Annotated in this window: 22 protein-coding genes; 4 read left to right on the top strand and 18 right to left on the bottom strand. The window is 70.6% G+C overall.

Features of this window, described 5'->3' with window-relative positions; translation table 11 throughout:
* Position 1: 1 nt before the first annotated feature.
* Positions 2-1750 (top strand): adenine deaminase C-terminal domain-containing protein, encoded by a 1749-nt coding sequence (locus ABZ463_RS08350; protein ID WP_362774350.1) that lies wholly within the window; start codon positions 2-4, stop codon positions 1748-1750.
* A gap of 3 nt (positions 1751-1753) precedes the next feature.
* Entirely contained in the window at positions 1754-2755 is a 1002-nt protein-coding gene (locus ABZ463_RS08345; RefSeq protein ID WP_352008462.1) for an adenosine deaminase, read from the top strand.
* Positions 2756-2807: 52 nt separating this feature from the next.
* Here ABZ463_RS08345 and ABZ463_RS08340 read toward each other — a convergent pair whose 3' ends face one another.
* From ABZ463_RS08340 to rimP, 17 genes are all read right to left on the bottom strand, one after another.
* Complete coding sequence (locus ABZ463_RS08340; protein ID WP_362774346.1) at positions 2808-4325, bottom strand: malectin domain-containing carbohydrate-binding protein; 1518 nt, start codon at positions 4323-4325, stop codon at positions 2808-2810.
* Between the two features lie 90 nt (positions 4326-4415).
* Complete coding sequence (locus ABZ463_RS08335) at positions 4416-5963, bottom strand: PucR family transcriptional regulator ligand-binding domain-containing protein (RefSeq protein WP_352008460.1); 1548 nt, start codon at positions 5961-5963, stop codon at positions 4416-4418.
* A 20-nt stretch (positions 5964-5983) separates the two neighbouring features.
* Positions 5984-6649, bottom strand: a complete 666-nt coding sequence (gene tenA / locus ABZ463_RS08330) for a thiaminase II (RefSeq protein ID WP_352008459.1) — start codon at positions 6647-6649, stop codon at positions 5984-5986.
* Positions 6650-6722: 73 nt separating this feature from the next.
* Entirely contained in the window at positions 6723-7208 is a 486-nt protein-coding gene (locus tag ABZ463_RS08325; RefSeq protein ID WP_362774341.1) for a GNAT family N-acetyltransferase, read from the bottom strand.
* Positions 7209-7212: 4 nt separating this feature from the next.
* Positions 7213-7950 carry a 4-hydroxy-tetrahydrodipicolinate reductase gene (dapB, locus tag ABZ463_RS08320; RefSeq protein ID WP_352008457.1) on the bottom strand — a complete coding sequence of 246 codons (738 nt, stop codon included), beginning with the start codon at positions 7948-7950 and terminating at the stop codon, positions 7213-7215.
* A 67-nt stretch (positions 7951-8017) separates the two neighbouring features.
* Positions 8018-9328 (bottom strand): pitrilysin family protein, encoded by a 1311-nt coding sequence (locus ABZ463_RS08315; RefSeq protein WP_352008456.1) that lies wholly within the window; start codon positions 9326-9328, stop codon positions 8018-8020.
* Entirely contained in the window at positions 9325-11643 is a 2319-nt protein-coding gene (locus tag ABZ463_RS08310; protein WP_352008455.1) for a polyribonucleotide nucleotidyltransferase, read from the bottom strand. Before ABZ463_RS08310 ends, ABZ463_RS08315 begins: the two co-directional genes overlap by 4 nt.
* Positions 11644-11961: 318 nt before the next feature.
* Positions 11962-12231, bottom strand: coding sequence for a 30S ribosomal protein S15 (gene rpsO, locus ABZ463_RS08305; protein WP_352008454.1), 270 nt, complete (start codon positions 12229-12231; stop codon positions 11962-11964).
* 184 nt (positions 12232-12415) lie between these two features.
* Positions 12416-13378: a bifunctional riboflavin kinase/FAD synthetase gene (locus tag ABZ463_RS08300; protein WP_352008453.1), complete on the bottom strand. Its 963-nt coding sequence runs from the start codon at positions 13376-13378 to the stop codon at positions 12416-12418.
* Between the two features lie 242 nt (positions 13379-13620).
* Positions 13621-14520 (bottom strand): tRNA pseudouridine(55) synthase TruB, encoded by a 900-nt coding sequence (truB, locus tag ABZ463_RS08295; protein ID WP_352008452.1) that lies wholly within the window; start codon positions 14518-14520, stop codon positions 13621-13623.
* Between the two features lie 63 nt (positions 14521-14583).
* A complete protein-coding gene (locus ABZ463_RS08290) occupies positions 14584-15582 on the bottom strand; it encodes a DHH family phosphoesterase (RefSeq protein ID WP_352008451.1) in 999 nt (332 codons plus the stop codon).
* Positions 15579-16061: a 30S ribosome-binding factor RbfA gene (rbfA, locus tag ABZ463_RS08285; protein WP_352008450.1), complete on the bottom strand. Its 483-nt coding sequence runs from the start codon at positions 16059-16061 to the stop codon at positions 15579-15581. The genes ABZ463_RS08290 and rbfA overlap by 4 nt, the downstream gene beginning before the upstream one ends.
* 63 nt (positions 16062-16124) lie before the next feature.
* Complete coding sequence (locus ABZ463_RS08280) at positions 16125-16424, bottom strand: DUF503 domain-containing protein (RefSeq protein WP_352008449.1); 300 nt, start codon at positions 16422-16424, stop codon at positions 16125-16127.
* Positions 16425-16548: 124 nt separating this feature from the next.
* Positions 16549-19656 (bottom strand): translation initiation factor IF-2, encoded by a 3108-nt coding sequence (infB, locus tag ABZ463_RS08275; RefSeq protein WP_352008448.1) that lies wholly within the window; start codon positions 19654-19656, stop codon positions 16549-16551.
* Between the two features lie 142 nt (positions 19657-19798).
* A complete protein-coding gene (locus ABZ463_RS08270) occupies positions 19799-20101 on the bottom strand; it encodes a DUF448 domain-containing protein (protein WP_352009435.1) in 303 nt (100 codons plus the stop codon).
* Complete coding sequence (nusA, locus tag ABZ463_RS08265) at positions 20085-21092, bottom strand: transcription termination factor NusA (RefSeq protein WP_352002912.1); 1008 nt, start codon at positions 21090-21092, stop codon at positions 20085-20087. The genes ABZ463_RS08270 and nusA overlap by 17 nt, the downstream gene beginning before the upstream one ends.
* An 11-nt stretch (positions 21093-21103) precedes the next feature.
* Positions 21104-21604, bottom strand: a complete 501-nt coding sequence (gene rimP / locus ABZ463_RS08260) for a ribosome maturation factor RimP (protein WP_362774331.1) — start codon at positions 21602-21604, stop codon at positions 21104-21106.
* 189 nt (positions 21605-21793) lie between these two features.
* Here rimP and ABZ463_RS08255 point away from each other — a divergent pair, with 189 nt between their 5' ends.
* Positions 21794-22321, top strand: a complete 528-nt coding sequence (locus ABZ463_RS08255; RefSeq protein WP_362774328.1) for a hypothetical protein — start codon at positions 21794-21796, stop codon at positions 22319-22321.
* The gene (locus ABZ463_RS08250) at positions 22318-22791 is read left to right on the top strand and encodes a ferritin-like domain-containing protein (RefSeq protein WP_362774325.1); all 474 of its coding nucleotides are present in this window, start codon (positions 22318-22320) and stop codon (positions 22789-22791) included. Before ABZ463_RS08255 ends, ABZ463_RS08250 begins: the two co-directional genes overlap by 4 nt.
* Positions 22792-22878: 87 nt before the next feature.
* Here the strand turns inward: ABZ463_RS08250 and ABZ463_RS08245 are convergent, their stop codons facing one another.
* Complete coding sequence (locus ABZ463_RS08245; protein WP_352008444.1) at positions 22879-24621, bottom strand: proline--tRNA ligase; 1743 nt, start codon at positions 24619-24621, stop codon at positions 22879-22881.
* Positions 24622-25048: the final 427 nt, after the last annotated feature.

Genomic DNA, 25048 nt, shown 5'->3' with positions numbered 1-25048 from the left:
AATGCCCGACCGCGCCCTGCTCGACGTCGCGTACGGACGACGTCCCGCCGACACGATCATCACCAACGGTGTCCTGGTCAACGTGCTGACCGGCGAGACCTATCCCGCGGAGATCGGGATCAGCGGCTCCCGGATCGCCCTGGTCGGTCCCGACCTGCCCCGTGGCCCCGAGACGAAGATCATCGATGCCCGGGGCGGCCATCTCGTCCCCGGCCTGATCGACGGCCACCTGCACATCGAGTGCAGCAAGCTCTCCGTGACCGGCTTCGCCGACCTGGTGGTCCCCTACGGCACGACCAGCGTCGTCTCCGGCCTGGACCAGATCCTGGTGGCCGAGGGCCTGCCCGGGGTCCGGAGCTGCCTGGACGAGGCCGCGGCCACCGGCATGCGCGTGTGGTGGGGGGCACCCGCCAAGGCCCCCTACACCGTTCCCGAGTCGACCGTCGGGCACACCTTCGGCCCCGCCGAGCACCGGCTGGCCCACGAGTGGCCCGAGTGCGTCGGCATCTGGGAGACCGTGCAGGAGTTCGTCGAGCACGGCGACGAGGCCGTCATGGAGGCCCTCGACCTGGCCGAGCGGCACCGGCTCCCGGTCTTCGGCTGCGCCCCGATGTCCGACACACGCCGGATCAGCGGCCTGGCCGCGGCCGGGATCCGCCTGGACCACGAGTCGTACTCGGCGCAGGAGACACTGGAGAAGCTCCGCCTGGGTATCTACGCCATCGTGCGTGAGTCCAGCGTCGCCCACTTCCTGCAGGAGAACATCCAGGTGGTCTCCCAGGTCGGCGCGCGCCGGGTGGCCTTCTGCACCGACGACGTGCACGCCGCCGACGTGCTCGCCGCCGGGCACATGGACAAGCTGGTCCGGATGGCCGTCAAGGCGGGCGTCGACCCGGTGACGGCGATCCAGATGGCCACGATCAACTGCGCGGAGATGTACCGGATCGACCACCTGGTCGGCAGCATCGCCCCGGGACGCTTCGCCGACGTGCTGATCGTGGACGACCTGGCCGACTTCCAGGTGCGTGAGGTCGTGGCCGGTGGCAGGCTCGTGGCCAGGGACAACGCCATGATCACGCCCACGGCGCCACCCGCCCGCCCGCCGGTGCGGCCCTTCCCCGTCGCCGAGCTGACCGCGGACGACATCGTGCTGCGCGCCCCCGAAGGGGCCGCCTCGGTCACCGCGCTGGCCATGCGGATGAGCCCCGAGCAGGTCTTCGTCCGCAAGCGGCACGACGTCACGCTCCCCGTGACCGGCGGCGTCGTCGAACCGTCCGTCGAGCACGACGCGCTCTACATCACGGTCGTCGAGCGGTACGGCAAGACCGCCAACCGGCCGGTCGCCCTGGTCAACGGCTTCGGCATCACCAGGGGCGCCATCGCCACCAGCGCCGCCCCCGACGACAACAACATCATCTGCGTCGGCGCCTCCCGCTCCGACATGGCCCTGGCGGTCAACGAGGTCGTCCGGGCGGGCGGCGGCCAGGCCGTCGTCGTGGACGGCGAGGTCCTGCGGCTGCTGCCGCTGCCGGTCGGCGGCATCGTCTCCGACCTGCCCGCGCGGGAGATGGCCGAGGCGGAGAGCGAGCTGGACGATCTGGCCCGCGAACTGGGCTGCGCGCTGCCCTCACCGATGATGTATCTCTTCTTCCTGTCGATCACCGCGATCCCCGACTACGCCATCACCGATCTCGGCCTGGTGGACTGCGTCGAACTCAAGGTCGTCGACCCGATCCTCTCCTGGAGCTAGAGCATGACCGACTTCATCGCGGGGCTGCCCAAGTGCGAGCTCCACCTGCACATCGAGGGCACCCTCGAACCCGAGCTCAAGTTCGCGCTCGCCGAGCGCAACGGCATCGAGCTGCCCTACTCCTCGGTCGAGGACATCAGGGCCGCCTACTCCTTCGACGACCTTCCCTCCTTCCTCAAGATCTACTACGAGGGCATGGAGGTGCTGCGCACCGAGCCCGACTTCTACGACCTGGCCATGGCCTACCTGCGCAAGGCCGCCTCGCAGAACGTCCGCTACGCGGAGATCTTCTTCGACCCGCAGGCCCACACCTCGCGCGGTGTGCCCTTCGACCTCGTGATCCGCGGCCTGCGCCGCGCGCTGATCGACGCCGAGCGGCAGCTCGGGATCAGGGCGCAGCTCATCATGTGCTTCCTGCGCGACTTCCAGGCCGAGTACGCCATGGCGACGCTGCTGGAGTCGCTGCCCTACCGGGAGTGGATCGTGGGTGTCGGCCTCGACTCCGACGAGAAGGGCAACCCCCCGGTCAAGTTCAAGGCCGTCTACGAGCGGGCCAGGCAGGAGGGCTACCTGCTGACCATGCACTGCGACGTCGACCAGGAGAACTCGGTCGAGCACATCCGCCAGGCCGTCGAGGAGATCGGCGTGGACCGCGTCGACCACGGCGTCAACGTCCTTGAGGACCCGGCGCTGGTCGAGACGCTCCGCGAGCGGGGGCTCGGGCTGACCGTGTGCCCGATCTCCAACGGCTACGTGACGGACTCGACGAAGGCCGACGCCATCCGCAGGATGCTCGACCTCGGCCTGCGCGTCACGGTCAACTCCGACGACCCGGCCTACTTCGCCGGTTACGTCCAGGAGAACCTGGCCGTCCTGGCCGAGGAGCTCTCGCTGACCGAGGAGGACCTCGTCCAGCTCGAACGCAACGCCTTCGAGATCACCTGGCTGCCCCGCCATCTGAAGGACGCCTACCTCGCCGAGCTGGACGCCTACGCCGCCCGCTGAACCAACCCGCTGGAGGCCGCCACCCGAGTCCGGGCGGCGGCCTCCAGCCGTCTCACGGGGTCACCGGGACGTTCGTCAGGCCGTTGCCGCCCGTCACCGTGTTGCTCGCGTGGACCGTCGTCTCACAGCCGGGGGCGTGGTTGGTGACGTTGATCGCCAGCCGCCGGTCACCGGTCGCGCCCGTCAGGTCCGAGACGTTGTCGCGGAAGACGGTGCCGCAGCCCCATCCGGGCCGCTGGGTGTGGGTCTCGTACCCGTTGTTGGTGGTGTTCCTGCCCACGTTGCCCTGGACGAGGACGTCGTTGCCCTTCACGTCGACCCAGGAGTCGTCGTAGTTGGCGCCGGTGAGCCCGCCGCCGTCGAAGGTGTTGCCGACGATCCTGGCGCCCGTCGTGCCCTCCTTGATGTCGACGTTCTCACCGCCGACGTCCGGACCGATCGTGTTGCCGGCGATCTCGATGCGGTCGCTGTTGTCGGACAGGGTGTTGGCCGTGCCCACGTACACGCCCTCCCCCATGCCCCGGCCGTCGTTACCGGTGTCGTAGATGGTGGAGTTCCTGATGACGCCGTCGGTGCTGGAGTTGCGGAAGTGCACGCCCTCCATGTCGAGGTCGTGCACGGTGACGCCGTCGATGACGACGCCCTTCGCCGCGTCGATCATGATCCCTTTCTGGCCGCCGGTTATGGTGACGCCGGTGACGGTCCAGTAGGAGGCTCCGTTGAGGTGCAGGCCGTAGCCGCCGCCCGCGGTGAGGACCGCCCCGGAGGAGCCGGTGATCGTGATGCGGGCGTCGGGCCTGGCGGCCACGGTGGCCTTGAAGTTGCCCGTGTATCTCCCGTCGGCGAGCCGGATCGTGTCACCGGGCAGGGCCGTGCTCAGCGCCGTCTTGAGCCCCGAGGCCGTTGACACCGCGACAACCCGGCCGCCCCCGGGAGACGGCGTGGGCGACCCTGTAGGGGACACAGTGGGCGACGCTGTGGGAGACGCTGTGGGAGACGGGGAGGTCGTGGGCGACGGCGAGGGAGTGGCCGTGGCGGCGGTTATCTCGACGGCGGAGACCGTGGCGTGGTTGGCTCCGCCGTTCGCGCTGAACTGCAGGTTCAATCGGCCGTCGGTGACCGCGACGGTGAAGGAGCGGTCGCACGCCGTGAGCCTGCCGCAGTTCGCGTAGATGTCGAAGGCGCCGAGCGCGGTCACCCCCTCGGCCCTGACGTCGAAGCGGCGCTGCCCCGCCGCCGTGGCCCAGTCCTCCACCATCTTCAGGGTGACCCGGTAGGTGCCGTTGGGCAGGTCGAGGGCGTAGCCAGCCCCGCCGCCGAAGGCGTTGTAGGTCTGGTACAGCGCGTCGTCGACGGTGCCCTCGATGGGCGAGGGGATCCGGCCGCCGCCGTAGCGGATGTCGTATCCCCGGTCGGCCTCCCAGAGGTTTCCCGAGGAGTCGGTGAGGCCGGGCCCGTTGGCGTCGATCCGGATCGGGAGGGCGACCGTGGCGTCCGCCTGGACGGCGGCTCCCAGCGGGATCAGCAGGGTTCCCACGACGGCCAGAGCCCCGATGAGTCGGTGTCTCATGTGGTCTTTCACGTCCTTCAGGCTGAAAGGGGGGTGGATGAGGACGCATTGCGATGCGGACACAGGGTAACCCCGGTGAGGCCCGTGGGATCAGCGCATCCGCAGGGCCAGCAGGAAGTCCACCCGCTCGTCCAGGGAGGTCAGCGACCTGCCGGTCAGCTCCTCGATGCGCTTGAGCCGGTAGCGCAGCGTGTTGACGTGGACGTGGAGCCGGTCGGCGGTCGCCGCCCACGCGCCCGACTCCTCAAGGAAGGTCTCCAGCGTCTCCAGCAGGTCCGTCTGGTGGGCGGCGTCGTACTCCTCAAGCGGGCCGAGCAGCCGGGTCCTGAACGAGCGCCGCAGCTCCCCGGGGATGGCGGCGATCAGGGAGCGGTGGGAGCTGACGTCGGCCCCGGTGATCGCCGAGACCCGGCCCTCACCCAGCTCGGCCAGCGTGCGGGCGTGCCTGGCCTCCTCGATCAGGCCGCTCAGCGTGGCCGGGCCGTTGGTCACGCTGCTGACGCCGATCGTGATCCTGGCCTCGCCGAGCCCGGCCTCAAGCGTGGCCGCCCCGGCCAGCAGGTGCGCGGTCAGCTCGTCCGCGGTGTTGCCCGCCAGCGGCACCAGCGCCACGGCGTGCCGGTCCGCGGCGGTCGCCACGCCGGGCGCCAGCGGGCGCAGCAGCTCGTCGAGCACCGCGACCCCCACCTCGTCCGCCCGGTCGATCCCCTCCACGGCCAGCGCGACGGCCAGCAGGCCGTGCTCGGTCTCGATGTGCAGGGTGTGCAGCCGGGAGACCACCCCGGGCAGGTTCGCGTCGCCGGAGGCCAGCAGGTCCAGCAGCTGGTCGAGGACCCGGCGCTCGATGCGGTGGGCCGCCTCAAGGCGGGAGCGTTCGAGCGCCACCAGCGCGGCCAGCTCGACGACCAGGTCCTCGTGCTCACCGCCCGCCCGCACCTGCTCACCCGCGTAGGCCAGGAACCAGTTGGCGATCCGGTGCGGGGCCCCCTTGCTGACCGGGAAGACCGACAGCACGGTGCCGTCCGGCTGCGGTGCCGTACCGGGCAGGAAACGGGCGGACAGGAACGCCTGCGCCAGCCGCCCACCGGCCCCCTCGGGCAGCGGCTGCGAGCCGACGACCACCCGGCCCGTCGCCGAGAGCACCCAGCAGGGCACGTCCAGCTCCCCGGCGACCGTGGTGACGACCTTGCTCAGGCTGCCGCCGTCGACGAGCGTGCTGGCCAGCCTCCTGCGCGGGCCGTACGGCCTGCTGGGGGCGGCGGCGCCGTACTCCTCGATCAGGGCACGCAGCACGTACTCGGTGAGCGCGCCGAAGGAGACCTCGACGCCGAGGGCCAGCAGCGGCAGCCCCGCCTCGGCGCAGGCGTCGACGAGATCGGCGGGCGGCACCTTGAGGGCGGTGCCCGAGCAGAGCGCGGCGACCCTGGCCTCGACCAGGGCGGCCACGAACCGCCTGGCGGAGCCGGGCCCGTCATGCCAGGTCAGCTCGGTGAGGACCAGTTCCGCGGGCTTGAGGAAGCGGCCCGGATCGATGAGGTCGGTGGTCGTGACGCCACGGACCCTGCGGTCGAGCAGGTCGTGACCGGTGAGGACCTTCAGCCCCAGGTGATCGACCTGGCACAGGTCCCGCAGGCGCATACCTGTAGGTTAACCGCCGCTCAGATCGGCCACGACTCCCGCCGCCACGCGGCGTCCCAGAACAGCCACTCGTAGCGCGCGGTGGTCAGCGCGTGCTCGCACAGTCGCGCCCGGTCGGCCTCGGGCAGCGTCGCGGCGACCTCGTCGAGCAGGTCGAGCACCCCGGCGACGGTCTCCTGGTAGTGCTCGCCGCCGTAGGTCTCGATCCACCAGGCGTAGAGCGGATCCGGCGAAGACTGCTTCAACAGCGCCTCACCGACCCTGGCGTAGATCCAGTAGCAGGGCACGATCGCGCCCAGCGCCTCGGGGAAGGTCCCGAGGTGACAGACGCGCAGCAGGTAGGAGGCGTAGCCGACGGTCGTCGGGGCGGCCCCCGCCCGGCGCGCCTCGTCCCGGTCGAGACCGAAGGCGGTCAGCAGTTCGACGTGCAGGCTGTGCTCGACCTCGACCGTACGCGCGCAGTCGGCGGCGAAACGCTGCACCGCCGCCGGATCGGCCGCCTTGACCCCGCACGCCGCCAGCGCCCGCGCGTAGTCGGGCAGGAAGTGGGTCTCCTGCACCACGAAGTGCCGGAAGACCTCGCGCGGGAGTGTCCCGTCGGTCAGCCCGGTGAGGAAGGGATGAGCCAGGATGCGTCCGTAGACACCGTCGACCACCCGCCACAGCTCATCGCGAAACCGGCTCACACCAGCGATGCTATCCGCCCGGCCCGGCGAGGGCGTGCCACCGTCACAGAGGCCCGCCCGGCACGGCGCGCCCTCACAGGAGCCTGCGCATCACGACCCGGGGCGCCAGCTCGATGCCCAGTTCCCGTTCGTGGGCCACCAGGGCTGCCAGCTCCGGCCCCCACTCCTCCTGTCCCAGTACGGCGAAGCCCCGCCGGGCGTACCACGGCGCGTTCCACGGCACGTCCCTGAAGGTCGTCAGCGTCACCGCGGCCGCCCCCTCGGCGAGCGCGTGCTCGCAGACGGCTTCGAGAAGGCTCCCGCCGGTGCCCCGCCGCCCGTGGGCCGGATGGACCGCCAGCTGGTCCAGGTGGACCTGGCCGTCCACCCAGCCGATCATCGCGAACCCGAACGGCGGGTCTCCGGCGACCAGCACCCGTGCCGGGTCACCGGCCTCCTCGACCATCGTGGTCCCCGGCGGAAAGGTGATGCCGACCTGGGCGAACACCCCGTCGGCCGCGATCTCGACCTCGGCCAGGCCCGGCAGTTCGGCGGCGCTCGCCCAGCGGACGTCCGTCATCCGGCTAGAGGTCCAGAAGGTGTTCGAGGCCGACGGTGAGGCCCGGCGTCTCACCGACCCGGCGCACACCGAGCAGCACACCCGGGGTGAAGGAGGCGCGGTTCATCGTGTCGTGGCGGATGGTGAGGATCTCGCCGTCACCGCCGAGGATCACCTCCTGGTGGGCGATCAGCCCGGCCAGCCGTACCGCGTGGACGTGGACGCCGTCCACGTCGGCTCCGCGGGCGCCGTCGAGCTCCGCGCTGGTGGCGTCGGGCATCGACCCCATCCCGGCCTTGCGACGCGCCTCGGCGATCAGCTCCGCCGTACGGCGGGCCGTGCCCGAGGGGGCGTCCGCCTTGTTGGGGTGGTGCAGCTCGACGATCTCGGCGGAGTCGAAGTAGCGGGCCGCCTGCTGGGCGAAGCGCATCATCAGGACGGCCGCAATGCCGAAGTTGGGGGCGATCAGCACGTTCACGCCGGGGTTGTCGTCGAGCAGGCCGCGCACCCGGGCCAGACGCTCGGCGTCGAACCCGGTGGTGCCGACCACGGCGTGGATGCCGTGGGAGACGCACCAGGCCAGATTGTCCATGACGACGGCCGGGTGGGTGAAGTCGACCACCACCTGGGCGCCCTCAAGCTCCTCGATGGGGTCGTCCTTGTCGACGGCCGCGACGAGTTCCAGATCGTCGGCCGCCTCGACGGCCTTGCACACTTCGATGCCCACGCGCCCTCTGGCGCCGAGAACTCCTACCCTGATCACCCGGTCAGCCTATCTCCACCGGTGTGACCGGCCGTCGCGCAGGGCGGCCGGTCACACCGGTGGAAGCTCAGACCAGGAGCGGGGAGAAGTCCCGGCCTGCGTAGGGTCCGACGACCGCCAGGGTCATCGGACGCCGCAGGATCTCCTGGGCCACGGCCTGGATGTCGTCGAGGGTGACGGCCTCGATGCGGCCGAGCACCTCGTCGACGGACATCAGGCGGTCGTGCACCAGCTCGCTCTTTCCCAGCCTGGACATTCGCGACCCGGTGTCCTCAAGGCCGAGCACGAGGCCGCCGCGCATCTGCCCCTTGCCGAGGACGAGCTCCTCCTCGGTGATGCCGTGCGCGACCACCTGCGCCACCTCGGCCTGCGCCACCTTGAGGACCTCGTCGATCTTGGGCGGCAGGCAGCCGACGTAGACACCGAACTGGCCGGTGTCGGCGTAGGCGGAGGTGTAGCTGTAGGCGGAGTAGGCCAGGCCCCGCTTCTCCCTGATCTCCTGGAACAGCCGCGACGACATGCCGCCGCCGAGCACGGCGTTGAGCACGCCCAGGGCGAAGCGGCGCTCGTCGTTGCGGGCCAGGGCCGCGGTGCCCAGCACGAGGTTCGCCTGCTCCGTCGTCCGGTCGAGGACCGTGACGCCGGAACGGTAGGGGACCTCCGCGCCGCCCACGCGGGGCGGGGCGTGCCACTCCTCACCGCCGAGCGCGCCCGCCCGCTCGTAGGCGGCCGCGACCAGTTCGACGACGTACTCGTGGCTGACGTTGCCCGCGACCGCGACGACCGTGTGCGAGGGCAGGTAGTAGCGGTGGTAGTACTCCGCGATCCGGTCACGCGACAGCGCCTTGATCGACTCGACCGTCCCGAGGATCGGGCGGCCGACGGGCGTGTCGCCGTACAGGGCGGCGGAGAACTGCTCGTGCACCACGTCCGAGGGGTCGTCGTCGTGCATGGCGATCTCCTCCAGGATCACACCACGCTCGGCCTCGACGTCCTCCGGGGTGATGAGCGAGGAGGTGATCACGTCGGCGAGGACGTCCACCGCCAGCGGCAGGTCCTCGTCGAGGACCCGCGCGTAGTAGCAGGTGTACTCCTTGGCGGTGAAGGCGTTGATCTCACCGCCGATGCCCTCGATCGCCGCGGAGATCTCCAGGGCGTCCCGCGTTGGGGTTCCCTTGAACAGCAGGTGCTCAAGGAAGTGGGAGGCCCCCGTGTGCTCGGGGGCCTCGTCCCTCGATCCGATGCCGACCCACATGCCGACCGCGACGGAACGCACGGTCGGCATGGACTCGGTCACCACCCGGAGCCCACCGGGGAGGACGGTGCGCCGCACGACCCCGGCACCGTCTTTGCCGGGGTGCAGAGTGGTGGTCGTCACGAGTTGCGGTCTTCCCCTCCACGGCTCGCACCGCTGCTGCGGGTGCGGGTACGGCGGCGCGGGGCGGCGTCCTCGCGGGGCCTGTCCTCGGCGGGCGCCGGGGACTCGTCCCCGTCGGCTCCGGACTCGGCCTTGGCCGCGGCCTCCTTCTCGATGACCTCGACCGGGACCAGGGAGAGCTTGCCGCGCGAGTCGATCTCGGCGATCTCCACCTGGATCTTCTCCCCGACGTTCATGACGTCCTCGACGTTCTCGATGCGCTTGCCGCCGTGCAGCTTGCGGATCTGGGAGACGTGCAGAAGACCGTCCTTGCCCGGCATGAGGGAGATGAAGGCGCCGAAGGCGGCGATCTTGACGACCGTGCCCAGGTAGCGCTCGCCGACCTCCGGCATGTGCGGGTTGGCGATGGCGTTGATCGCCGACCTGGCCGCCTCGGCGGACGGGCCGTCGGTGGCGCCGATGTAGATGGTTCCGTCGTCCTCGATCGTGATCTCGGCGCCGGTGTCGTCCTGGATCTGGTTGATCATCTTGCCCTTCGGGCCGATGACCTCGCCGATCTTGTCGACCGGGACCTTGATCGTGATGATGCGCGGAGCGGTGGCGTTCATCTCCGCCGGGGAGTCGATCGCCTCCTGCATCACGTCGATGATGGCCAGACGGGCGCCCTTGGCCTGCTTCAGCGCCGCGCCCAGGACCGAGGCGGGGATGCCGTCGAGCTTGGTGTCGAGCTGCAGGGCCGTGATGACGTCCTTGGTGCCGGCGACCTTGAAGTCCATGTCGCCCATGGCGTCCTCGGCACCGAGGATGTCGGTCAGCGTGACGTACTGGTCGCCCTCGTTGATCAGGCCCATCGCGATGCCCGCGACGATGCCCTTGAGCGGGACACCCGCGTCGAGCAGCGACATGGTCGAGGCGCAGACCGAACCCATGGAGGTCGAACCGTTGGAGCCGAGCGCCTCGGAGACCTGACGGATCGCGTAGGGGAACTCCTCGCGGGTCGGCAGGACCGGCAGCAGCGCCCGCTCGGCGAGCGCGCCGTGGCCGATCTCGCGGCGCTTGGGAGAACCGACGCGGCCCGTCTCACCCGTGGAGTAGGGCGGGAAGTTGTAGTTGTGCATGTAGCGCTTGGTGCGCTCCGGGTTGAGCGTGTCGATCATCTGCTCCATGCGGAGCATGTTGAGGGTGGTGATGCCCAGGATCTGGGTCTCACCGCGCTCGAACAGGGCCGAACCGTGCACCCGGGGCACGACGTGGACCTCGGCGCTGAGCTGCCGGATGTCCTTGACGCCGCGGCCGTCGATGCGGACGCCCTCGGCGATGACCCGCTCGCGCATGAGCTTCTTGGTCAGCGACCGGAACGCCGGGCCGATCTCCTTCTCGCGGCCCTCGAAGTCGGGGGCGACCTTCTCCAGGGCCAGCGCCTTGACCCGGTCGAGCTCGACCTCGCGCTCCTGCTTGCCCGCGATGGTCAGCGCGGCGGCCAGCTCGCTCCTGACCGCGTTGGTCACGGCCTCCAGGACGTCGTCCTGGTAGTCGAGGAAGACGGGGTACTCGCTGACCTCCTTGGCCGCCACCTTGGCGATCTTGGCCTGGGCCTCGCAGAGCACCTTGATGAACGGCTTGGAGGCGTCGAGGCCCTGCGCCACGGTCTCCTCGGTCGGAGCGACGGCGCCCTCCGCGACGAGCTTGAGCGTGTCACGGGTGGACTCGGCCTCGACCATCATGATGGCGACGTCGCCGTCGTCGAGGACCCGGCCCGCGACGACCATGTCGAAGGTGGCGTTCTCCAGCTCGGAGTGGGTGGGGAAGGCCACCCACTGGCCCTCGATCAGCGCCACCCGCACGCCGCCGATCGGCCCGGAGAAGGGCAGCCCGGCGAGCTGGGTGGACAGGGACGCGGCGTTGATCGCGACCACGTCGTAGAGGTGGTTGGGGTCGAGCGCCATGACGGTGGCGACCACCTGGACCTCGTTGCGCAGACCCTTGACGAACGACGGGCGCAGCGGCCGGTCGATCAGACGGCAGGTGAGGATGGCGTCCTCGGAGGGACGGCCCTCACGCCGGAAGAACGAGCCGGGGATGCGGCCCGCGGCGTACATCCGCTCCTCGACGTCGACCGTGAGCGGGAAGAAGTCGAAGTTCTCCTTGGGCGACTTGGACGCCGTGGTCGCGGACAGGACCATCGTCTCCTCGTCGAGGTAGACGACGGCGGAGCCTGCCGCCTGGCGCGCGAGCCTGCCGGTCTCGAACCGGATGGTACGCGTGCCGAAGGAGCCGTTGTCGATTACGGCTTCACTGCTGTGGACACCCTCCACGGGGACCTCCTTTGATCGGTCGCCCGCGTCCCCCAGGCACGCGTCTCGCGCCTGGGTCGTCTTTTCCTGCCGGCTCCCCGTAGGTGCAGCGCCGGTCTTCGATTGAAGCGCCCGGTTCCGTACGGCTGATGCCATGATGACCGGGGGCCACTACCGAGGACCGGCCCTCCGACGCCGTGGGGCGCGCTTGCTGTGCGGACGCGGGGCACTGTCTCGGCTATTCAGTTTGCTCACACCGGGGGTGTCTTTACGGCGCGACGCGCCGACACCCCCCGTATGAGATGAAGGGAGCGGCGCGAGCGCCGCTCCCCGGTGAACCTATCGGCGCAGGCCGAGCCGCTCGATGAGCGAGCGGTAACGCTCGATGTCCTTGTTCTGCAGGTACTTCAGCAGCCGGCGGCGACGGCCGACGAGCAGCAGCAGGCCGCGGCGGCTGTGGTGGTCGTGCTTGTGCAGCTTCAGGTGCTCGGTGAGCTCGCTGATGCGCTTGCTCAGCAGCGCGATCTGCACCTCGGGGGAGCCGGTGTCGGCCTCACCCTTGGCGTACTCTCCGATGATCTGCTTCTTGGCGGCGGTGTCGAGCGACACGTCTCTCCTCGGACTCTGCGGGCACGCGGGTATACAGGTGCCCGAACGACCGTGCGTGCCTACAGTCGCCGTGGCGGGCCAGCGCCCGGGGTGCGATACCACCGGTTACAGAGCTGACACGCCAGATTACCACCGGGCCGGACGGACGCGCACATCCCACGCGCCCGGCGGGACACCGGAGCCTTTACGGCGTTTCGCGGGTGATGCGGCGGGCCTCGTCCACGTCGGCGCGCATCTGCTCGATGAGCGCCTCGACCGAGTCGAACCTGAGGTTGGCGCGCAGCCGCCGCCCGAAGTCGACGGCCACGTGGGCGCCGTAGAGATCGAGGTCGTCACGGTCGAGCGCGTAGGCCTCGACCGTGCGCGGCACCCCCTCGAAGGTGGGGTTGGTGCCCACGGAGATCGCGGCGGGCCAGCGCTCCCCGCCGTAGACGGCGGGCAGGTTGCCGTTGGAGACCCCCTGCAGCCAGCCCGCGTAGACGCCGTCGGCGGGGATCGCGGTGTGCTCGGGCGACTCGACGTTCGCCGTCGGGAAGCCGAGCTGCCTGCCCCGCTGGTAGCCGCGCACGACCACTCCCTCGACCCGGTGCGGACGGCCGAGCGCGACGGCCACGGCCTCCATGTCGCCCGCGGCGAGCCGTTCGCGGATGAGGGTGGAGGAGATCGCCTCCCCGTTGCTCACCAGCGGGACCGCCTCCGCGACGAAGTCGTACTTCTCACCGAGGGTCTGCAGCGTCTCGACGTCGCCCGAGGCCTTGTGACCGAAACGGAAGTTCTCCCCGACCACGACGCCCGCCGCGTGCAGCCGGTCGACCAGCACGGTCTGCACGAACTCGTCCGGGCTCATGTGGGAGAAGTCGAGTGTGAACGGCAGCACGCAGACCGCGTCGACACCGAGACCGGCGAGCAGCTCGGTGCGGTGCCTGCCCGTGGTCAGCCTCGGGGGATGCGTGCCGGGGCGCACGACCTCCTCGGGATGCGGGTCGAAGGTCACCACCACCGAGGGAAGGCCGAGCCTCCCCGCCAGCGCCACGGCGCGGGCGACCATCTGCTGGTGCCCCAGGTGAACCCCGTCGAAGACGCCGATCGTGACGACGGACCTGCCCCAGTCTTCGGGCACGTCGTCCAATCCGTGCCAGGCTCGCACCGTGACCTCTTCCCGTTGTAGCGGATCGATCCCTAAAGCCTGCCATGCCGCCCCGGCTTCGCTCCAATCGGGGAGCCCGGTGGAGCGAACAGAAGATCCTTTTACCGGCCGCCGGGTCGTGTGACGCGGGAACAGGCCCTGGACCCGGCGTGTGCCCGGCCACGGAGCGTGACTCGGGGGTGGACCATGATCTCCTCGAAGCCCGGGCCGGTCGCGGTCGCGTCCGGGTGAGCCCGCGGGGATCAGGGCACGAAGACCGCCAACGACCTGGTCAGCCTCCCCCGCTCCTCGACCAGGGCCAGCAGCGTGCCGTCCGGCCCGAAGACCCCGATCGGCCCGTCGCCCAGCCCCGCCGCGGGCAGCCTGCCACCGTGCGCGACGAGACCGGCCTCCTGCTCGGTCACGTCACGACGCGGGAAGGCCGCCGCGACCGCCTCCGCCATCGGCAGGATGACGCAGTCGGCCGCGAGCCGTTCGATCGTGCGGGCCGCCGACAGGTCGTACGGCCCGACCCGGGTGCGCCGCAGGGCGGTCAGGTGGCCGCCGACACCGAGCGCGGTCCCCAGATCGCGGGCGAGTGCCCTGATGTAGGTGCCGCTGGAACAGGTCACGGAGACGTCCACGTCGAGCAGGTCCCCCTCACGCCGGATGTCGAGGATCTCGAAGGCGGAGACGGTGACCGGCCGGGCCTCCAGTTCGACCTCCTCGCCCGCCCGCGCCCGCTTGTAGGCCCGTTCGCCGTTCACCTTGATGGCGCTGACCTGCGGCGGGACCTGCATGATGCGCCCGGTGAGGGCCGCGACGCCCTTGCCGACCTCCTCGGCGGCGATCCCGGCGGCCGAGGCCGAGGCGACGATCTCCCCCTCGGCGTCGTCGGTGTTGGTCGACTGACCGAGCCTGATCGTGCCGTCGTAGCCCTTCTCCGTCAGCGCCAGGTGCCCGAGCAGCCTGGTCGCCTTCTCCACCCCGATCACCAGCACCCCGGTCGCCATCGGATCGAGGGTGCCCGCGTGCCCGACCTTCCTGGTGCCCGCGACGCCGCGCATCTTGCCGACCACGTCGTGCGAGGTCCACCCGGCGGGCTTGTCCACGATGATCAGTCCGCTCGGCGGCGGGGTGCGCTTGACGCGAGCCGTGCTCATGGGAGTCCTCATCAGGAGAAGAGCTGTGTGCGAAGAGGCCGCGCCGGCGGCACGGCCCGGGAACTACAGGAGGGCGCGCAGGCTCTCCATGGTCTGCTCGACCGGCAGGTGGGAGGTGAACCCGGCCGCCCGCGCGTGCCCGCCCCCGCCGAGCGCGGCGCAGACCCGCGCGACGTCGACGGCCCCCTTCGAACGGGTCGAGACCTGCCAGGCCCCGTCGTCGTCCTCCTTGAGGATCACGGCCACGTCGGCCTCGTCGGTCCGCCTGACCACGTCGATGATCCCCTCGACCTCGTCGTAGGGCAGGTCCTGGGCGGCCCGGTCCTGCCTGGTGACGAACGTCCAGACCAGTCCCGGTCCCGTCGAGGGTTCGAGCACCGCCCGGTCGAGCGCGGCGCCGAGCACCCGGAGATAGCCGAACGGCGAGCGGTCCCACAGCTCCCTGGCGATCTTCTCGGGGTTCAGGCCGGTGGCCAGCAGCCTGGCGGCCATGGCGTGCGCCCGCGGCGTGGTCGAGGAGTGCCTGAACGATCCGGTGTCGGTGACCAGCCCGGCGTACAGACAGGTCGCAACCTGCCTGCCGATCGGCAGGCCAAGCCGTACGAGCAGCTCCTCGGCGAGTACGGCGGTCGCCGCCGCCTCGGGATCGACCAGGTTGAGCGTGCCGAACCCGGTGTTGGAGGCGTGGTGGTCGACCACGACCAGTTCCCTGGCCTTGCCCGCGTTGGCGGCCAGCGTGCCGAGCCGGTCGGCGACGGGGACGTCGAACGTCATCATCAGCTCGGGCACCGCCGGGTAGGCCGCCGGCTCGACCAGCAACTCCTGGCCGGGCAGGAAGCGCAACAGCCGGGGAACCCGGAACCTGCGCTCCCCGAAGGAGGCCGTGACCCGCTTGCCCTCCGCGCGCAGCGCCATGCCGACGGCGAGCATCGAACCGAGCGCGTCCGCGTCGGGCGAGATGTGGCAGGCCAGCGCCACCTCGTCCGCGGCCGAGACAAGCTCGACGGCCCGGTCCCAGTCGCGCTCCGGCACCGGGTCGCTCTCACGCGGGTCGGAGGTCACGTCGCGGGGCGTCCCGCCTGCTCGGCCGGCTCGTCCTCGTCCTCCTCGGAAAGGTCGCTCTCCTCGGCGGGCTTGCGGTACGGGTCCGCCTCCCCCGCGTGCCGTGCTCCGGCGGCCTGCTTGGCGATCTCGGCGTCCCTGACCTTCGCCTCGGCGAACAGCCCGTCCAGGTGGCGGGCGCTGTCAGGGAGCGGGTCGTGGGTGAACGTCAGCGTCGGCGTGTGACGCAGACCGGTCTGACGCCCGACCTCGGACCGGATGAGCCCCTTGGCGCTCTCCAGGGCGGCCGCCGAGTCAGCCCGCTCCGCCTCGGAGCCGAACACGGTGTAGAACACCGTGGCCTCGCTCAGGTCGTTGGTGATCCGAGCGTCGGTGACGGTCACGAAGCCCAGCCTCGGGTCCTTGATCCGACGCTCCAGCATCTCCGCGACCACCTGCTGGATGCGGTCGGCGATCTTACGTGCGCGTGCGGCGTCCATATTCGCTCCCCCCTTCTCACAGTAACGACCGGGCACGACAACTCCGCGACCGGTCGCTCCGTGCTAGTCCTCGTCCTCGTTGTAGAGCCGTTGTCTCGCCGACAACAGCTCGATCTCCGGGTGGAAGGCGATCAGTCGCTCGCAGTCGTCCAGCACCGCACCGCAGTTGGACGCGGTCGCGGAAACGACGGCGATCCCGATCTCGGTACGGCGGTGCAGATCCAGATGTCCGGTCTCCGCGACGGCCACACCCGGGAACCGTCGCTGCACCTCGGCGATGATGGGACGCACCACGGAGCGCTTCTGCTTCAGCGAACGGACGTCGCCGAGCAGGATGTCCAGTGTCAGGGCACCTACATACATTGGTCAGTCACCAGCCGCGGCTCTGACGCACGCCGTCCGGCCCGGGGCCGCCGCGGCTCCGGGAGCCGCCCACGCTGTGGGCGGCTCCCTCGGCCGTTACGGTGCCCGTGCCGGACCGGTGGCGTCAGACGCGCGGCTTCTCCCGCATCTCGAACGTCTCGATGACGTCGTCGATCTTGATGTCGTTGTAGCCGACACCGATACCGCACTCGTAGCCCTCACGGACCTCGGTCGCGTCGTCCTTGAACCGGCGCAGCGAGCTGACCGTGAGGTTGTCGGAGATGACGACACCGCCACGGATGATCCGCGCCTTGCTGTTCCGGACGATCGTGCCCGAACGGACCAGCGCACCGGCGATGTTGCCGATCTTCGGCACCTTGAAGACCTCGCGGACTTCGGCGGTGCCCATCTGGACCTCTTCGTACTCGGGCTTGAGCATGCCCTTCAGGGCCGCCTCGATCTCCTCGATCGCCTGGTAGATGACCGAGTAGTAGCGGATGTCGACGCCCTCGCGCTCGGCCAGGTCGCGTGCCCGGACCTCCGGGCGCACGTTGAAGCCGATGATGACGGCGTTGTCGTCCGCGACCGCCAGGTTGACGTCGTACTCGGTGATCGCACCGACGGCGCGGTGGAGCACCCGCAGGCGGACCTCGTCGCCGACGTCGATCTTGAGCAGCGCGTCCTCAAGGGCCTCGACCGAACCGGAGACGTCACCCTTGATGATGAGCTTGAGCTCGTCGACCTGGCCCTTCTCCATCTCGCTGAAGAGCTCTTCGAGCGTACGGCGACGGCCGGACCTGGCCATGTCCGCGATGCGCTTGCGAGCCGCCCGCTGCTGGGCGATCTGCCGGGCCATCCGGTCGTCGGTGACGACGATGAAGTTGTCACCGGCCCCCGGCACCGCGGTCAGACCGAGCACCTGGACCGGACGGGACGGGTCGGCCTCGTCGATCAGCTTGCCGTTGTCGGCGACCATCGCCCGGACGCGGCCGAAGGCCTCGCCACAGACGATCGAGTCACCGACGCGGAGCGTGCCGCGCTGGACCAGCACGGTCGCGACCGGGCCGCGGCCCTTGTCGAGGTGCGCCTCGATGGCGACGCCCTGGGCGTCCATCGTCGGGTTGGCCCGCAGGTCGAGCTCGGCGTCCGCGGTGAGCAGGATGGCCTCGAGCAGCTCGTCGATGCCGGTCCCGTTCTTGGCGGAGATGTTGACGAACATCGTGGTGCCGCCGTACTCCTCGGCGACCAGGCCGTACTCGGTGAGCTGGGCCCTGACCTTGTTGGGGTCGGCGCCCTCCTTGTCCACCTTGTTGACCGCGACCACGATCGGCACGTCGGCCGCCTGGGCGTGGTTCAGAGCCTCGATCGTCTGCGGCTTCACACCGTCGTCCGCCGCGACGACCAGGACGGCGATGTCGGTCACCTTGGCACCACGGGCACGCATGGCGGTGAACGCCTCGTGACCCGGGGTGTCGATGAAGGTGATCCTCCGGTCCTCGCCCTCGTGCTCGGTGGAGATCTGGTAGGCACCGATGTGCTGGGTGATGCCACCGGCCTCCCGCGCGACCTCGTTGGTGTGCCGGATCGCGTCGAGCAGCTTGGTCTTACCGTGGTCGACGTGACCCATGACGGTCACCACCGGCGGACGCGCGACCAGGTCGCCCTCGTCGCCCTCGTCCTCGCCGAACTCGATGTCGAAGGACTCGAGAAGCTCGCGGTCCTCCTCCTCCGGGCTGACGACGAGCAGGTTGTAGTCCAGCTCGGCGGCCAGCAGCTGCAGCGTCTCCTCGTTGACCGACTGCGTGGCGGTCACCATCTCGCCGAGGTGCAGCATGATCTGCACCAGGGACGCCGGGTTCGCGCCGATCTTGTCGGCGAAGTCCGCCAGGGAGGCGCCACGCGACAGACGGATCGTCTGACCGCCACCACGGGGAGCCTGCACGCCGCCGATCGCCGGGGCCTGCATGTTGTCGAACTCCTGACGCCTCTGGCGCTTGGACTTGCGACCACGGGTCGGACGTCCGCCGGGACGGCCGAAGGCGCCCGCCGTACCGCCGCCACGGCCACGGCCACCGCCGCCACCGGGACGACCGGCGAAGCCGCCGCCACCGCCACCACCGGGACCACCGGTTCCGGTGCCGGGACGACCCGCGCCACCGCCGCCACCGGGACGACCGGCGAAGCCGCCGCCACCGGGACGACCGCCGCCGCCACCGGGACGACCGGCGCCGCCGGGACGACCGCCGCCGGGAGCACCGGGACGCCCGCCGCCGGCGGGAGCCGGACGGCCCTGGGGCATCATCATCGGGCTGGGCCGGGGGCCTCCGGGACGCGGACCACCCGCGCCCGCGCCGCCACCGGGACGGGGGCCACCCGAAGGAGGCCCGGGACGCGGACCGCCGGGACCGGCCTGACCCGCGCGCGGAGCGCCGGGACGAGGCCCGCCGTCACGCTGACCCTGCTGCTCGCGGGGCCCGCGGTCCTCACGCGGACCGCCGGGACGCGGACCCCTTTCGGGGCCGCCGCCCTCACGACCGGGACGCGGCGGACGGGCCTGGCCCATGCCGCTGGCGTTCGAGGAGAACGGGTTGTTGCCGGGGCGCGGCCCCGGACGCGGGCCGGGACGCGGGCCCGGCTTGGGGCCACCCGCAGCGGGGGCACCCTGACCGGGACGAGCGCCCTGACCGCCACCGGGACCGCCGGAAGGACGGCCCTCGGTACGGGGGGCGGGTCCCGGACGCGGTCCCGGACGCGGACCCGGCTTGGGGCCGGGGGCGGCGGGACGGGGTGCCTCGAACCTCGGCGGCTGGACCGGCGAGGGCGGCTGCTGAGGCTGCGCCTGCTGCTGAGGCTGTGCCTGCTGGGGCTGGGGAACCGGCGGGGCCTGAGGCGCGGGGGCCGCGGGACGTGCCGCGGCGGGACCCGGCCTGGGGCCCGGCTTGGGAACCGGTCCCGGCTTGGGAATCGATGCCGGCGACGGAGCGCCGTTTCCGGCCTGGCCTCCGGCCGGCCGGGGTGCCGCCTGCGGCGGCCTGGGCGACCTGTTGCCGCCCCTGTCGGACGAACCCTTGGGGGGACCGCCCAAAGCTTCCGTGAGCCTGCGGACTACCGGTGCTTCGATAGTCGAGGACGCCGAACGCACGAACTCGCCCATCTCCTGGAGCTTGGCCATGACGACCTTGCTCTCCACACCGAACTCCTTGGCGAGCTCGTATACCCGGACCTTCGCCACTGCACTCCCTTACTCGGCCCGGGAGGCTGTGCCGCCGGACCGTCGTTACGTAGACGTACTCATCGCCGCATGCTCATCAGGCGCTCATAGCTATCTGACCAGCCCATCAACTCGGCGTCCTACATGACAGTTGGCAACCATTTCACCCGTTCCTTTCGGAGTGGAGCCCTTCCAGGTGTTCTCGCACTCGCGAGACGTCAAGCGGGGCCGCGGCACGAAACGCGCGCGGAAACGCTCGGCGACGCTCGGCGAGATCGAGACAGCTCAGGGAGGGATGCAGTGAAGCACCACGCCCTTGGAGCCGTCGTCGCAGGTCAGGGACGATGACGCCCTCGACCACCACCAGGCGGAGCAGCTCGGAGGAAACCGTGCGAACCCGACAGCCCACACAGGTTCTCAGTGGGGCCGCCCGGTCACCATATTCCAGCTTACCGTGTGGACGCATCTGCGGAACCGGCCGCATCCCCCGCTTGTGTATCGGGACGGATGTCGATGCGCCATCCGGTCAGGCGATTGGCCAGCCGGGCGTTCTGCCCCTCCTTGCCGATGGCGAGGGAGAGCTGGTAGTCGGGAACGATCACACGGGCCGCGCGCCCCTCGGGGTCGATCACCTCGACGTGGGAGACACGGGCAGGCGAGAGGGCGTTGCCCACGAACTCCGCCGGGTCCTCCGACCAGTCGATGATGTCGATCTTCTCGCCGTGCAGCTCGGCCATGACGTTGCGCACGCGCGAACCCATCGGGCCGATGCAGGCACCCTTGGCGTTGACGCCGGGGCGCCGGGAACGGACCGCGATCTTGGTGCGGTGACCCGCCTCGCGGGCGATCGCCGCGATCTCGACCGTACCGTCGGCGATCTCCGGAACCTCCAGGGCGAAAAGCTTCTTCACCAGCCCGGGGTGGGTCCGCGACAGCGTCACCGACGGTCCCTTGTGGCCCTTCTTGACCTGGACCACGTAGCAGCGGATGCGCTCGCCGTGGACGTACTCCTCGCCGGGCACCTGCTCGTTGTGCGGCAGCACCGCCTCGATCTTGCCGAGGTCGACCAGGACGACCCTGGGGTCCTTGCCCTGCTGGATGACGCCCGCGACGAGCTCACCCTCACGGCTGGCGAACTCGCCGAAGTTGATCTCGTCCTCGGCGTCCCTCAGCTGCTGGAGGATGACCTGCTTGGCGGTGGTCGCGGCGATGCGGCTGAAGTTGCCCGGGGTGTCGTCGAACTCCCTGAGCACCTCCCCGCTCTCGTCGTCGAGCTCCGCGGCGAAGATGGTCACGTGCCCTGACTGCCTGTCGAGCTCGGCACGGGCCTTGGCCGCGGCCCCCTCGCTCCGGAAGTACGCGATCAGCAGTGCGTCCTCGATCGCCTTGACGACCAGGTCGAAGGAGATGTCCTTCTCCCGCTCCAGGCTGCGCAGGACGCTCATGTCGATGTCCACGAGGCTCCCCCTTAGCCTTCGTCGCCGTCTTCGCCGTCGTCTTCGGCGTCGTCAAACCGGCGGAATTCCACCTGCACCCGTCCTCGGGCCAGGTCCTGATAGTCGATGCGGCGGGTCACGCCGTCGACGTCGATCTCTACGCCGGTGTCGTCCGTGGCGACGATCCGGCCTTCAACCAGCGTGCCGTCCCGCAGGTCGGCCTTGACCAGCCTGCGCACCGCGCGGCGCCAGTGACGCGGCTCGGTGAGCGGCCGGTCGACCCCGGGAGAGGAGACCTCAAGCACGTACGGCGTCGCGCCCATCGCGTCACCGTCGTCCAGCGCCGTGGAGACGGCGAGGCTGACCTCGGCGACGTCGTCCAGGCTCACGCCGCCGTCACGGTCGACGATGACACGCAGCAGACGCCGCTTGCCCGCCGGTGTGACCGTGACGTCCTCCAGGTCGAGCCCGAAGGAGCAGGCGACAGGTTCCAGCAGCTTCATCAGGCGGTCGCGGGATGTGGCGCTGCCCATGCCGACCTCCCATTGTCACGATCTAAGCGGGCGGACCTCGCCCTTGCGGTTCACCAGCCTATCCACACCGGGGCGTGGAAAGAGCGCCACTCGGTGTGGCGAAGCCGTCCGAGAAGCGCGGTGATTGTGATTCCAAGCCCGTACGATGCTAGATGCGTCAGCAGCCACATCCATAACCGGAGGTCGTCCGTGCGTTCCGTCTCCCGGCGCTCCCTGCTGCGGGGCGGCGCTCTCGGAGTGGCCGCCGTGACCGTGGCCGGATGCGCCACCGGCAGGCCCGTGTCCTCACCCTCGCCCACCGCCGAGCAGCCGGACCCGGAGATCATGCTGATCAGGCAGCTCATCGCGGGTAAGGAGCGGACGATCGCGCTCTACTCCTCGGCCGCCTCCGACAGGCTGACGCCCTTCAGACGACGGCACGAGGCCCACCTCGCCGAGCTCCGCCGCCGGCTGCCCCGCGAGAGCGCGCCGGTCTCTCCCTCCCCCTCAGGGGCCCCGGCGACTCCGGCCGCCTCAGCGTCCCCGGGAGCCTCGGAAACCGCCGGGCCGGACTCCAGGAAGGCCGTCTCCGTCAGGAGCCTGCGTGACATGGAGCGTGAGTCGGCGGCCCTGCGACCACGTCAGCTCGACGGGGTCTCCCCCGCGCTGGCCCAGCTGATCGCCTCCATGGGCGCCTGTGAGGCCGCGCACGCCCTGGCCCTTTCGAGGCCGCTGTGAGGGGCCAGGACCTTGAGACGGCCCTGGCCGCCGAGCACGCGGCCGTCTACGCCTACGGGGTCATCGGCGCCAGGACCACCGGCTCCCTGCGCGCGACCGCGACCGCCGCCTTCAACGCGCACCGCGCCCGCAGGGACCAGCTGCGCGCTTTGATCACGGCGTCCGGTGGCGTCCCGGTCGAGCCCGACCCCGCCTACCGGCTTCCGGTCACCCCCTCGACGCCCGCCCAGGCCGTCGAGCTGGCCACGCTGGTCGAGCGGGGCGTCACGGCCGCCTACCTGGAGCTCACCGCCTCCTCCGACACCGCCGTCCGGCGGATGGCCGCGCTGGCCATGCAGGAATGCGTCACCCGCTCCTACGGACTGCGCCCGGAGATCGAGACCTTCCCCGGCATGCCCGCCGCCCCGGCCCCGGCCCCGACCGTCTCGGGCACCCCCGGCGCACCGTCCTCCTCCGTCCCGCCGTCCTAGACACACGCCCCCGTACGGCACGGCCTCGCGGGCACGCCGAAGAGGCGGGCCACCCCACGGGTGACCCGCCTCGTCCAAGCCTTCCGGTCAGGCGCCGCAGGCCGCCAGAACACGTTCGACGGCCTCGTCGACGGGGATCTCCTCCTTGACGCCTCCGGCGCGGTCACGCAGCTCGGCGACCCCCTGGGAGAGCCCGCGGCCGATGATCAGAATCGTCGGCATACCGAGCAGTTCGGCGTCCTTGAACTTGACGCCGGGGGAGACGGAGGGGCGGTCGTCGAGCAGCACTCGCAGGCCCCTGGCGTCGAGTTCCTCGGCGATCCTGGTGGCGACCTCGATCTGGTCCTCCTTGCCGGTGCCCACGATGTGGACGTCGGCGGGGGCGACCTCGCGGGGCCAGACCAGGCCCAGCTCGTCGTGCCGCTGCTCGACCAGTACGGCCACGGCCCTGGAGACGCCGATTCCGTAGGAACCCATGGTGACGCGGATCGGCTTGCCGTCGGGGCCGAGGGCGTCGAGCTTGGCGGCGTCCGCGTACTTGCGGCCGAGCTGGAAGATGTGGCCGATCTCGATGCCCCGGTCGATGGACAGGCCTGCCCCGCAGACGGGGCAGGAGTCGCCCTCACGAACCTCGGCGGCCTCGATGGTGCCGTCGGGAACGAAGTCACGCCCGGCGACCACGTCGACCGCGTGCTTGCCCGGCTCGTTCGCACCGGTCACCCAGGAGGTGCCCTCGACCACGCGGGGGTCGACGAGGTAGCGGATGCCGAGGTCCTTGAGCACCTGGGGGCCGATGTAGCCGCGGACCAGGCCGGGGTGCTTGGCGAAGTCCTCGGCCTCGAAGATGGCGGGCTCGCCGGGGGCCAGGGCGGCCTCAAGACGCTTGAAGTCGACCTCGCGGTCCCCGGGGACGCCGACGACCAGCGTCTCCACCTTGTCCGAACCGGGCGTGACGACCTTGACCACGATGTTCTTGAGCGTCTGCGCGGCGGTGACGTCCAGACCGTGGTGCTCGTTGACGTAGGCGACCAGCGACTCGATGGTCGGCGTGTCCGGGGTGTCCAGCACCCGCTGCGCGGGCCGTTCCCCGGAGATCGCGGCGGGTGCGGGCGTGGTGACGGCCTCGGCGTTCGCGGCGTAGCCGCAGTGGTGGCAGGCCACGAAGGTGTCCTCACCGGTCTCGGCCGGGGCGAGGAACTCCTCCGAGGCCGAGCCGCCCATGGCGCCCGAGGTGGCGAAACAGATCTTGTAGGTGATGCCGAGCCGGTCGAAGGTCCTGATGTAGGTCTCACGGTGCTGCTCGTAGGAGCGCTTGAGACCGTCGTCGTCCAGGTCGAAGGAGTAGGAGTCCTTCATGACGAACTCCCTGCCGCGCAGGATGCCTGCCCGGGGACGGGCCTCGTCGCGGTACTTCGTCTGGATCTGGTACAGCGTCACCGGATAGTCCTTGTAGGAGGAGTACTCCCCCTTCACCATGTCGGTGAACATCTCCTCATGGGTGGGGCCGAGCAGGTAGTCGGCGCCCTTGCGGTCCTTGAGACGGAAGAGCGTGTCGCCGTACTCCGTCCAGCGGCCGGTGGCCTCGTAGTACTCCCGGGGCAGCAGGGCGGGGAAGAGGACCTCCTGGCCGCCCATCCGGTCCATCTCCTCGCGCACGATGCGCGTGACGTTCTCCAGGACTCTCTTGCCGAGCGGCAGCCAGGAGTAGACGCCGGGTGCGACACGACGAACATAACCGGCGCGGACGAGCAGTTTGTGGCTCGGGACCTCCGCGTCTGCCGGGTCGTCCCTCAGGGTTCGAAGAAACAACGACGACATGCGCAGCAGCACGGCTACTCCTAGCTAGCAGGGATCGATGAACCACAGGCTATCTATTATTTTTGCGACGCCTGGCGGCGTCGCGGGCTTGGGCGCCTCCGAGTCGGCGCTTTCCCTCGTCGCTGTGTCTCCTTGCGCCGCCTTCGGCGTCGCGGGCTTGGGCGCTTCGAGTCGGTGCTTTCCCTCGTCACTCCGTCGCTTCGCTCCTGCGTTCCTCAGTCCAAGCACCGACGCGCCCAAGCCGAAACCCTTCCCACACGGCGCCGGTAAAGCACGAGGTCAAACCCTCACTCCGGGCGTCGGAAAGCTCGATCGACTCGATCGGCCCCAAGCGTGAGGAGTGTCGGCTTGGGCCTTACCGGTGCCGTGCGTGAGGGGTTTCGGCTTGGGGGGGGGGGGGGGGGGTGTGGGGGGTGTGGGGGGGGGGGGGTCGGACGGC

The sequence above is a fragment of the Streptosporangium sp. NPDC020145 genome (genome assembly GCF_040631275.1).
GTDB lineage: Bacteria > Actinomycetota > Actinomycetes > Streptosporangiales > Streptosporangiaceae > Streptosporangium.
Note: the sequence above shows the minus strand (reverse complement) of the source record. Positions and strands in the feature narration are given on the sequence as shown.

Bases quoted from the DNA above. Each gene is read 5' to 3' on its own strand.
- ABZ463_RS08270 (WP_352009435.1), bottom strand. From the start codon at position 20,101: ATGCGTCCACACGGTAAGCTGGAATATGGTGACCGGGCGGCCCCACTG.
- ABZ463_RS08325 (WP_362774341.1), bottom strand. From the start codon at position 7,208: ATGACGGACGTCCGCTGGGCGAGCGCCGCCGAACTGCCGGGCCTGGCC.
- ABZ463_RS08350 (WP_362774350.1), top strand. From the start codon at position 2: ATGCCCGACCGCGCCCTGCTCGACGTCGCGTACGGACGACGTCCCGCC.
- ABZ463_RS08280 (WP_352008449.1), bottom strand. From the start codon at position 16,424: ATGTATGTAGGTGCCCTGACACTGGACATCCTGCTCGGCGACGTCCGT.
- ABZ463_RS08340 (WP_362774346.1), bottom strand. From the start codon at position 4,325: ATGAGACACCGACTCATCGGGGCTCTGGCCGTCGTGGGAACCCTGCTG.
- rimP (WP_362774331.1), bottom strand. From the start codon at position 21,604: ATGGGCAGCGCCACATCCCGCGACCGCCTGATGAAGCTGCTGGAACCT.
- ABZ463_RS08345 (WP_352008462.1), top strand. From the start codon at position 1,754: ATGACCGACTTCATCGCGGGGCTGCCCAAGTGCGAGCTCCACCTGCAC.
- truB (WP_352008452.1), bottom strand. From the start codon at position 14,520: ATGAGCACGGCTCGCGTCAAGCGCACCCCGCCGCCGAGCGGACTGATC.
- ABZ463_RS08335 (WP_352008460.1), bottom strand. From the start codon at position 5,963: ATGCGCCTGCGGGACCTGTGCCAGGTCGATCACCTGGGGCTGAAGGTC.
- rbfA (WP_352008450.1), bottom strand. From the start codon at position 16,061: ATGGACGCCGCACGCGCACGTAAGATCGCCGACCGCATCCAGCAGGTG.